Genomic DNA, 12,298 nt, shown 5'->3' on the forward strand with positions numbered 1-12,298 from the left:
GTAATAGCGTTCACAAATAATTCTATAAAAACTTAATTTTAGAACACATAATTTGTTTTAAATGAAACGGTTTTTTTACGCAATTCTCATATCACTTTTACTTCTTGTAGCTGTTGTCTACTGGTCTTTGTCAAGTACAGATAAAACATTTGAGCGGAATAGGGTTTTAAATTTTAAAGATATACAAGCTGTTAATTTTCGTGACTATGATTCTGTTTTGGTTGCAGCTAGTGAACTTTACGAACCAAATTTTGTAAAGGAGTTTATTCAAGGTTCTCAATATCGAGATGTATGGGCAACATCAGTTAAAGTTCCTGTTTTATTTTTAGATACACTGTTTGGAGGTGTCACTATTTTGAAAGAAGGAGGAGGAAAGCAAACTCATTCTTTAAAACTAAAAGCAAAAAATGGTATTGAATACACATTAAGAAGTGTCAATAAAGATCCAGAACCACTTATTCCAGAATTTGCTAAAACACTCGGTTTAGAAAATATTGTTGTTGATGGCATTTCGGCTCAACATCCTTATGCAGCAATATTAGTGGCAGAGTTGGCGCAATCTGTAAAAGTGCTACATACTAATCCTAAATTGGTTTTTCTTCCGAAGCAAGAAAAATTAGAAAACTATAATGATAAATTTGGAAACCGATTATTCTTATTAGAATACGAAACAGAAGGTGAAATCAACTGGACTTCATATGAAAACATAGATCAATTAGTAGATACAAAAGATTTACAAGAACTCAAACAAACCCTAAAAGACAGTTTGAAGATTGATAAAAGAGCGCTCATTAGAGCGAGACTATTTGATTTTTTAATTGGAGATTGGGATAGACATACCAAACAATGGGGTTTTGCGCTCCAGAAAACAGATACTAATTACGTGGCAATCCCAATTGCTGGTGATCGCGACAACGCATTTTTTAATACTGATGGATTAATCCCATCAATACTCACAAATAAAAATGTAGTACCAGAGCTTAGGCCTTTTGAAAATGACATAGAATTTATTGAAGGATTGGTATATCCTTTTGATCGCTATTTCTTAATTAATACTCCAGAAACTCTTTTTTCTTCGGAAGCTAAAGCACTCCAAAATTTGTTGACAGATGATGTTATTGATGCATCTCTAGAGGTTTGGCCAGTTGAGATTTCTGTATTAAACGGAAAAGAAATTACAGATAAAATTAAAAGTAGAAGGGATGACCTTTTAGACTATGCTCTAAAATTTAAAATAGAGATTGATAAGCAAGGTATTGTGAATGAAAATTTAAAAGGATCTGAAGATTTAAATTTGTCTAAAAATTTAATAAACTGTTTTGAATGTGATTAATTATTGATCATTAACTAATTGGTACAGTGTTTGTTTGTAACAAATAGTCGTGTTTTACGACTTATAAATAAAGACGTTTAATTAAAAGAAAACCAAGTTATGATAAATAAAGGAACAGTAATATTAGGAGTATTGATTGGAGCAGCTGCAGGAGTTTTATTAGCACCAAATAGAGGAAATATTACAAGAGAAAAACTGAGAAAAGAAAGTAAAGAGATAAAAGACCAATTAACAACTGATTTAACAGAAGTAAAGGAGGATTTATCTAAAGCAGCTGTGTCTGGTAAGGAGACATTAAATAAAGAGTTTAAGGACATAGCCTCTAAAACAAGTTATAAAACAGAACAAGCAATTACATTTTTAGAAAAGCAATTAGCTATTTTAAAAGAAAAAAATAAAACGCTACAGAAGACAAGTTAAAATCTTTAAAAAAAAGAATGGTCAACTTAATAGTTGGCCATTCTTTTTTTTAAAGACATTACAATAAATTTTTTGTCTAAAAATTTTTATATCACTTAACTAGATATGGTCGTTACGAGTTAAGTGAGATTAAATGAATTATTAATTTTTTTATTGAAAATATTTTTTTTTTCACAAATACCACTTCATAGTAAATCTTTGTATTTCAACGAATTAATTTTATTGGTCAATTTGAATTCTCATATATTTACACCTCCTTTTTATTTAGTTTTTAGAAGATTAGAAACTAATTTCATTTAATAGCATTTTTAGTAAGGTTGATTAATAGCAAACATTAACCCCAACTACCTAAAGCATAATTTATAATGTGATGGTTTAACTTAACAAACCAAATACACTATGAAGTTCAATGCTATTATTTCGCATTTAGTTTATTGTTGTTTCAACAATAAACTCTTGAGTAAAAGACCATTATTAATTGTAATACTGAGTCTTAGTTTTTTTATAACATCTGCACAAACGTTTTGCGAGGATATTTCGGGAAGTGATTGTGATGATTGTCCAGCAATCCCTATAACTATTAATCCAGATATGTTGGTTAACTGTGAGGATGAAATTGACGTAATATTAATTTTGGACGAATCTAATTCTATAAATAGCCAAACATTAGAAAATCAAGTTAGAGATGGTGTTTTGGCATTTCTTGAAGAATTGGAATGCAAGCCTGTAAATGTTGCTATCATAGAGTTTGGATCGGTAGCTAATTATGTTGTGCCAACTTATAGATCAGTAGCCACTGTGCTTCCAGATATCCAGAATTATTTTGATGATAATGTAGGATTTAATGGGAATACGTATACACCTAATAATTTTTCAAATGACCAATTAGGAGGAACTAATTGGCAAGCAGCATTGTTAAGAGCAAATGCATTACCAACCGCAGACTTATTATTGATGTTTACAGATGGTAAGCCAACTGCTTATTCACCAGACGCTAATAATCCTGGGTCAAGTTATGATTTTTGTAATGATGGTGCTGATACACAAGAAGCTGAAATTTATAATGCAGCTATTGTAGCAAACTTAATAAAAACTAAAAACACACACATGTTTGTGTTGGGAGTTGGAAATGTTGATGATACTTATATTCCAAGTATTACAGGAACTAATGAATATGATCCAAATTTAGGAGACATAATTGCAGATTCAGACTATGAAATAGATCCAAATTTTGCAAATCTTGCAGCTTGTTTTCGCAGTATAGCTAATAATTTATGCTCAATTATTGTTGAAAGTGAAGGTTCTACAATATGTGAAGGAGAAGTAAATGGAGTTATAGATATAACATTAACGACGCTTGCGACAGGACCTTTTACAGTAACAATATCCAATGGACCAACTAATGTTAGTCCGTTTTCTACCTCTCAAACAATTTTTTCTATTTCTAATCTTTCGGCAGGAACATATAAAGTTGAGGTCGAATCTAATGATGGATGTTATGAAGAAGGAAGTGTTTTTGTAACAATCGAAACTAGTAATCCAATTGCTATTACTAATGGTCCTTTAGAAATAGATTGTATAAATAGTACCACCACATTAGATGGTACTGGAAGCACAACTTCAGGTGTTACATATTTATGGTCAACTAATGATGGTGCTGTTTCTGGTCCTGTTAATCAGATTACTGCCACAGCTACAGCAATAGGTACATACACCTTAACAGTTACAGATATTGAATCAAATTGTTTTGCAACTGAAAATGTAGTGGTAACATCTAATGCTAATATTCCATCAGTAGATGCAGGATCAGATGCAGAGATAGCATGTGGGACTTCAGAATTAACGATAAATGGTTTAGGAAGTTCAACTAATCCCGATTCAGACTTAAGTTATGCGTGGAGTGGTCCAAATGGTTTTGACGAGTCAACTGAAGATATTACAGTATATGAAGCAGGAACTTACATGCTCACAGTAACAGATAATGATAATGGTTGTTCTGCAACAGATGGTTTAGAGGTTACGCTATGTGTAGATCCATGTACAGATCCATTAGGGGTTGATACAGATGATGACGGTATCAATGATATCTGTGACTTAGATGATGATAATGATGGAATTTTAGATGATGATGATTGTGGAATAAATTTAATTATACCTATTGGATTTGATGGGCAGCAAGAAAGAGTGACTATTTATCCAGAAGATGATCCGCGTAATCATTGGTTCTCAGATTTCAACTTTTTGGTTATAGATGATGTAGATTTTACTTTAGGTACACCAGATTATGCAGCAGATGCTATAGATTCTCCATGGTATGCAGTACCTCAAGGAGATTCATTTGCTTGGTTACAAGCGAAAAATAATATTCCAGGAACAAATACATTTGGTAATGACGGTATTTTTGTAACCTTAACTGCTTCCGAGTTGGCTGCAAAAGGCGTAGCAATAGGAGATATTTTAAATGTTACAGTTAAGTATGCTCCAGGTTTTAATTATTTTGCAGGTAGAAAATCTGACCATGATACTACACTTAATATTTGGTATGGAAATGGTGTTGTGACGAGTTCTACAATACCTTCGACTCCAACAGAAACAGTGCTTCCTGGATCTTGGGGTTCTACAAATTTTCGTGAAGGAAATGCAGATGATTGGAAAGATTTCTATGCCTCTTTTGTATATAATGGCGGAGATATTTTTTATGGTGTACAAGCTACTACTGGACCTGATGATTCTGGTGATGAGTCATTGTATATAGACTTTATGAGGTTAACCTCAACTGACTGTGATGATACAGATGGTGATGGTCTACCAAATAATATTGATACAGATAGCGATAACGATGGCTGTCCTGATGCGTTGGAGGCTTTTCAAAATTTGACTGCACCAAATATTTTAACTGGAGGTAGTAATGGTGGTAGTTCTAATAATATTACTCAAACAGATGTTAATTTTTTAGGTGTACCAAATGATGCCAATGGAGGTCAATCAAATACTACAGCTACAATTACACCTGTAAATTATTTAGGAGATACATTAATTACTGGAAGTACAGTTGTTAATCAAGGAGATTCATTTACTATAACTTCTAATGCAGTCTCTATGACGACAGATATTTGGAGTTTGTCATCACCTTTCGCCCCAAATTATTTGGCGCCCACAGCTACAGATGTGTCAAATGATCTAATTTATACTTGGACATTTGATGATGGTGGAGGCCCAATTTCAATTGCTCCAACAGAATCAGGTCCAACCGGTCAAACCTTTGATTTCGGTGTGATTACTTCAGCTAATGCAGGAACATACCATGTAACCATTACTCACCCTAATAATACATGTATTAATGAGGTAAGAAGTATTGTTTTAGAAGTAAACGAGATTTGTACAAATCCACCTACAGTAAACTTGTCTTCAGAGACAGGTTCAACGTGTGCCGATACTTCAATAACAATTTCAGGAAATACATTTGGAGGAGGAGCTACAGCAATTGAAAGTATTACAGTAGATGGAGCAGGAACTTTAGATGTATCTTCTGCAGCAACGTCTCCATTTAATTTTACATATACACCTGCAGTTGGAGATGAAGGAAATACAGTCACAATTACTGTGATAACAAATAATCCAGATCCACAAGGTGATTTATGTGCTTCAGCTACAGCTACATATGAATTAACTATTAACGCATTACCAATAGTTGCTTTTACAGCCCTAGCAGATCTATGTTTGGATGCAGGAACACAGTTAGGCCTTGGAGGCGGAAGTCCACAAGGAGGTATTTACTCTGGAGCAGGCGTAACTGATGATGGTAATGGCATGACTTATAGTTTTGATTCAGGATTAGCAGGAGCAGGTGTACATACAATTATTTATAATTATATAGATGCAAATGGATGTTCAGATTCAGCAAATGATAATGTTGAAGTTTATAATGCAATCCCAGATGACACAGCGTCAGGAGAAGTTTGTGAAGGAAACACATATAACTATGAAGGTATAGAATATGCAATAGGATCACACGATATTCCAAGAACAGATGCTAATGGTTGCTCATACAAAACGGTTTTAACGGTTTCAGCATATGAGGTAACACCAGATGAAACAGCATCAGGGGAAGTTTGTGAAGGAAATACATATAACTATGAAGGTACAGCATATGAAGTTGGAAGTTATGATATCCCAAGAACAGATATTAATGGATGTTCATACAAAACAGTGTTAACAGTTTCAGCCTTTGAAGTGACACCAGATGACATAGCTTCAGGAGAAGTTTGTGAAGGAAATACATATAACTATGAAGGCATAGAATACGAAGCAGGAAGCTATGATATCCCAAGAACAGATGTAAATGGATGTTCATACAAAACGGTGTTGATAGTTTCAGTATTTGAAGTGATACCAGATGATACAGCTTCAGGCGAAGTCTGTGTTGGAGATAAATATACTTATGAAGGTCTTGAATATGAAGTAGGGATTTATGATATTCCAAGAACAGATTCAAATGGATGTCCATACAAAACAGTATTGACTGTTTCAGCATTTGAAGTGACACCAGATGACACAGCTTCAGGCGAAGTTTGTGTTGGAGATAAATATACTTATGAAGGTCTTGAATATGAAGTAGGATCATATGATATCCCAAGAACAGATATTAATGGATGTTCATACAAAACAGTATTAACAGTTTCAGCATTTGAAGTAACACCAGATGACACAGCTTCAGGCGAAGTTTGCGTAGGTAATACATTTAATTATGAAGGCACAGCATATGAAGTAGGATCATATGATATCCCAAGAACAGATATTAATGGATGTTCATACAAAACAGTATTAACAATTTCAGCATTTGAAGTGACACCAGATGATACAGCTTCAGGAGAAGCCTGTGTTGGAGATAAATATACTTATGAAGGTCTTGAATACGAAGTAGGATCATATGATATCCCAAGAACAGATATTAATGGATGTTCATACAAAACAGTATTAACAATTTCAGCATTTGAAGTGACACCAGATGATACAGCTTCAGGAGAAGCCTGTGTTGGAGATAAATATACTTATGAAGGTCTTGAATACGAAGTAGGATCATATGATATCCCAAGAACAGATATTAATGGATGTTCATACAAAACGGTATTGACAGTTTCAGCATTTGAAGTGACACCAGATGATACAGCTTCAGGAGAAGTTTGTGAAGGAAATACATATAACTATGAAGGCATAGAATACGAAGTAGGATCATATGATATCCCAAGAACAGATATTAATGGATGTTCATACAAAACAGTATTGACAGTTTCAGTATTTGAAGTGACACCAGATGATACAGCTTCAGGAGAAGTTTGTGTAGGTAATACATTTAATTATGAAGGCATAGCATATGAAGTGGGATCACATGACATCTCAAAAACAGATGCGAATGGTTGTCCTTATACAACAGTATTAACAGTAACCGCATTTGATGTGACTCCAGACGTTGTAAATAATGTGACTATTTGTGAAGGAGATTCTTATCTGTGGTCGGTAGATGATATGACTTATACAGCAGCCGATTCACCAGTAGAATTAAATTTACTAGATGATAATGGTTGTCCTTACACAGCAACATTAACAATTACCGAAGACGATGTACCAGATACAGGAGAAAACGGAATGTTAACAGTTTGTGAAGGCGTGACACCAACAAATGAAGAATTATTTGACTCTTTAGCAGGAACTCCAAATGAAGGTGGAGTTTGGACTGGACCAGATTCAGGAGTTTACACATATACTTTTGCAGCATCAGGATCATGTCCTGAAGTATCAGCAACAGTAACTGTAGATTACTACGAAGTGACACCAGATGACACAGCTTCAGGAGAAGTTTGTATAGGTAATACATTTAATTATGAAGGCACAGCATATGAAGTAGGATCATATGACATTCCAAGAACAGATATTAATGGATGTTCATACAAAACGGTGTTGACAGTTTCAGCATTTGAAGTAACACCAGATGACACAGCTTCAGGAGAAGTTTGTGAAGGAAATACATATAACTATGAAGGCACAGCATATGAAGTAGGAAGCTATGATATTCCAAGAACAGATGTAAATGGATGTTCATACAAAACAGTATTGACAGTTTCAGCATTTGAAGTGACACCAGATGATACAGCTTCAGGAGAAGTTTGTGTAGGTAACACATTTAATTATGAAGGAACAGAATATGAAGTGGGATCACATGACATCTCAAAAACAGATGCTAATGGTTGTCCTTATACGACAGTATTAACAGTAACCGCATTTGATGTGACTCCAGACGTGGTAAATGATGTTACAGTTTGTGAAGGAGATTCTTATCTGTGGTCGGTAGATGATATGACTTATACAGCAGCCGATTCACCAGTAGAATTAAATTTACTAGATGATAATGGTTGTCCTTACACAGCAACATTAACAATTACCGAAGACGATGCACCAGATGCAGGAGAAGATGGAACTTTAACAATCTGTGCAGATGTAGTACCAACAAATGAAGGATTATTTGATGCTTTAGATGGAACTCCAAATGAAGGTGGAGTTTGGACTGGACCAGATTCAGGAGTTTACACATATACTTTTGCAGCATCAGGATCATGTCCAGAAGTATCAGCAACAGTAACTGTAGATTACTACGAAGTGACACCAGATGATACCGCTTCAGGAGAAGTTTGTGAAGGAAATACATATAACTATGAAGGCATAGCATATGAAGTAGGATCATATGATATTCCAAGAACAGATGTAAATGGATGTTCATACAAAACGGTATTGACAGTTTCAGCATTTGAAGTGACACCAGATGACACAGCTTCAGGAGAAGTTTGTGTAGGAAATACATATAACTATGAAGGAACAGCATATGAAGTGGGATCACATGACATCTCAAAAACAGATGCTAATGGTTGTCCTTATACGACAGTATTAACAGTAACCGCATTTGATGTGACTCCAGACGTTGTAAATGATGTTACAGTTTGTGAAGGAGATTCTTATCTGTGGTCGGTAGATGATATGACTTATACAGCAGCCGATTCACCAGTAGAATTAAATTTACTAGATGATAATGGTTGTCCTTACACAGCAACATTAACAATTACCGAAGACGATGCACCAGATGCAGGAGAAAACGGAATGTTAACAGTTTGTGAAGGCGTGACACCAACAAATGAAGGATTATTTGATGCTTTAGATGGAACTCCAAATGAAGGCGGAGTTTGGACTGGACCAGATTCAGGAGTTTACACATATACTTTTGCAGCATCAGGATCATGTCCAGAAGTATCAGCAACAGTAACTGTAGATTACTACGATGTGACACCAGATAATACAGCTTCAGGAGAAGTTTGTATAGGTAACACATTTAACTATGAAGGCATAGCATATGAAGTAGGATCATATGACATTCCAAGAACAGATATTAATGGATGTTCATACAAAACGGTATTAACAGTTTCAGCATTTGAAGTGACACCAGATGATACAGCTTCAGGAGAAGTTTGTGAAGGAAATACATATAACTATGAAGGCACAGAATACGAAGTAGGAAGCTATGATATTCCAAGAACAGATGTAAATGGATGTTCATACAAAACGGTGTTGACAGTTTCAGCATTTGAAGTGACACCAGATGACACAGCTTCAGGAGAAGTTTGTGTAGGTAACACATTTAATTATGAAGGCACAGCATATGAAGTAGGATCATATGACATTCCAAGAACAGATATTAATGGATGTTTATATACAACAGTACTCACCGTTACTGCTTATGAAGTAACTGAAGATGTAGTTGAATATGCTACAGTTTGTGAAGGTGGTTCATACTCATGGTCAATAAATGACATGACATATACTGCATCAGATTCACCAGTTGTAATTGAATTGCAAGATGTCAATGGATGTTCATATACAGCAACATTAAACATTACAGAAACACCAGGATTAAATGCAGGTGAAGACGGAGTCGTGACAGTATGTGCTGGAGAAACACCAACATTTGATGAATTATTTGCATCATTAGGTAGTTCAGCAGATGAAGGAGGCGTATGGAGCCAAGTATCAAACGGTGATTATGTTTATACTTTTGAATCAACAGAAGACTGCTCAGGATCATCAGCATATGTAAAAGTGTACTATTATGAAGTAACCGAAGATATAGTTGAAGACGTCACAGTTTGTGAAGGTGGTTCATACTCATGGCTAATAAATGACATGGCATATACTGCATCAGATTCACCAGTTGTAATTGAATTGCAAGATGTAAATGGATGTTCATATACAGCAACATTAAACATTACAGAAACACCAGGATTAAATGCAGGTGAAGACGGAATAGTGACAGTATGTGCTGGAGAAACACCAACATTTGATGAATTATTTGCATCATTAGGTAGTTCAGCAGATGAAGGAGGCGTATGGAGCCAAGTATCAAACGGTGACTATGTTTATACTTTTGAATCAACAGAAGACTGCTCAGGATCATCAGCATATGTAAAAGTGTACTATTATGAAGTAACCGAAGATATAGTTGAAGACGTCACAGTTTGTGAAGGTGGTTCATACTCATGGTTAATAAATGACATGACATATACTGCATCAGATTCACCGGTTGTAATTGAATTGCAAGATGTCAATGGGTGTTCATATACAGCAACATTAAACATTACAGAAACACCAGGATTAAATGCAGGTGAAGACGGAGTCGTAACAGTATGTGCTGGAGAAACACCAACATTTGATGAGTTATTTGCATCATTAGGTAGTTCAGCAGATGAAGGAGGCGTATGGAGCCAGGTATCAAACGGTGACTATGTTTATACTTTTGAAACAACAGAAAACTGTTTAGGATCATCAGCTTATGTCAAAGTTTATGAATATGATGTCACACCAGATATTGAAGAAGACGTTACTATTGCTATTGGAGCATCATATACATGGTCAATTACTAATGAAACATATACTGCTGAAGATTCGCCAGTTGTCGTAGAACTTTTAGATGACAATGGATGTACTTATACTGCATATCTTAAGATAACTGAAGATAATAGTTTATCAATAGAAGGTTTGGATATCAATGACACAACACTTGTAAAAGTATTTCCAGTACCTCATAATCAATTTATAAATATATTATATGAGTTTGGGTTTGATACAGATGTTTCAATACAGGTAATCGATGTAAGAGGAGTTATACTTAAAGATATTAATATTGATGACTATGGTCGTAACTCAGAGAGAAGAATGCAAATTGATCTTAGTCAAATAAGTGATCAAATGTTGTTAGTAAAAATCACAACTAAAAGAGGAAGTATTATTAAAAAGATAGTTCCTTCAAACAAGAGGTAAAAGTCTTGTAGGATTTTATTAGTATTTTAATTAAAGCGAAGAGTAGTCATAATTTATGGCTACTTTTTGTTTTTAACAAGGTTTCCTATAAGTTGAGTATTCACTTCATGCACACCTTCAAAAGGAATAATCTCTAAATGAGAACCAAACAAGTTTTTAGCTTTTTGAAGTTCTTCTTTCATTCGCTCATCATTGAGGTATTCATCTTTGTCACCATAAACAAGTTTAGCTTTTCCGTTAAAAAAGTCAAAATCTTCTTTTTTTAATTCCTTCGGAATTCCACCAGAATGCAATACCAATTGCGAACATTGCAATTGTCGGTTGGCAACATATCTCATAGCAACGCTCACACCTTGCGAATAGCCCAAAACAATAAGGTTTTTTCCTTCGGAAATTTTCTCAGCCTCAAAAATGGAATCAAAATAAGCCATTATGTTTTCGGTGTCCATTGCAGTGTTTTCTCGCGTTAACCAACTTGCTCCAACATGTTTAAATTTAGGAGTACTATAATATTTACTTTGAGCCTGAGGTGCAATAATATAATTCTCTTCAGGATTTAAACCCTTAAAATATCTAAGAAAATACCGACTTAAATAACCCATACCATGACAAACAAACCAAACGTTTTTTGTAGATGAGGTCAGTTCATTTAAAGTAGAGTAACTATTGGTAATGGAATAAGAAATTTCCTTTTCTGTAGAATTCATTTTTGTATCTTTGTGTTTCTTAAAAATCATGCTAAAAATACAGTAATTATATGCAATTATCTAAACAGGATGTGCTTGCAAAAGCTAATGCAGCGAGTAAAAACACCTTAATGGAAACCTTAAATATTGAGATGGTAGATTATGGTGACGATTTCCTTGTAGCTAGAATGCCAGTAGATTCAAGAGTTTATCAACCAGATGGTGTTTTACATGGAGGAGCAACTGCAGCTTTAGCAGAAAGTGTTGGTAGTTTTGCATCACATATTTTTTTGGATATTGAGAACAAATTTGTTCGTGGTTTAGAGATTACAGCCAATCATTTAAAAAGCGTTACAGAAGGGTATGTTTATGCTAAAGCTACTTTTTTACACAAAGGTAGAACCACACAATTATTAGATATAAGAGTTACAGATGATAACGATAATTTGGTATCTATTTGTAGATTGTCAACAATTTCGCTTCCCAAAAAGAAGTAGAA

At 34.6% G+C, this 12,298-nt stretch carries 5 protein-coding genes; 4 read left to right on the forward strand and 1 reads right to left on the reverse strand.

Annotated elements, in window-relative coordinates; genetic code table 11:
- The first annotated feature begins 61 nt into the window (after positions 1-61).
- From IM744_RS04480 to IM744_RS04490, 3 genes are all read left to right on the forward strand, one after another.
- Complete coding sequence (locus tag IM744_RS04480; RefSeq protein ID WP_194506905.1) at positions 62-1,333, forward strand: HipA domain-containing protein; 1,272 nt, start codon at positions 62-64, stop codon at positions 1,331-1,333.
- A 99-nt stretch (positions 1,334-1,432) separates the two neighbouring features.
- Positions 1,433-1,753 (forward strand): YtxH domain-containing protein, encoded by a 321-nt coding sequence (locus IM744_RS04485; protein WP_194506906.1) that lies wholly within the window; start codon positions 1,433-1,435, stop codon positions 1,751-1,753.
- A gap of 456 nt (positions 1,754-2,209) precedes the next feature.
- Positions 2,210-11,113 (forward strand): VWA domain-containing protein, encoded by an 8,904-nt coding sequence (locus IM744_RS04490; RefSeq protein ID WP_194506907.1) that lies wholly within the window; start codon positions 2,210-2,212, stop codon positions 11,111-11,113.
- A gap of 59 nt (positions 11,114-11,172) precedes the next feature.
- Here IM744_RS04490 and IM744_RS04495 read toward each other — a convergent pair whose 3' ends face one another.
- Positions 11,173-11,820: an alpha/beta hydrolase gene (locus IM744_RS04495; protein ID WP_194506908.1), complete on the reverse strand. Its 648-nt coding sequence runs from the start codon at positions 11,818-11,820 to the stop codon at positions 11,173-11,175.
- A 50-nt stretch (positions 11,821-11,870) separates the two neighbouring features.
- On the opposite strand from IM744_RS04495, the gene IM744_RS04500 reads away from it, so the two are divergent.
- Positions 11,871-12,296 (forward strand): PaaI family thioesterase, encoded by a 426-nt coding sequence (locus IM744_RS04500; protein WP_194506909.1) that lies wholly within the window; start codon positions 11,871-11,873, stop codon positions 12,294-12,296.
- Positions 12,297-12,298: the final 2 nt, after the last annotated feature.

This window comes from Psychroserpens luteus (genome assembly GCF_015319355.1).
In the GTDB taxonomy this organism is placed as follows: domain Bacteria; phylum Bacteroidota; class Bacteroidia; order Flavobacteriales; family Flavobacteriaceae; genus Psychroserpens; species Psychroserpens luteus.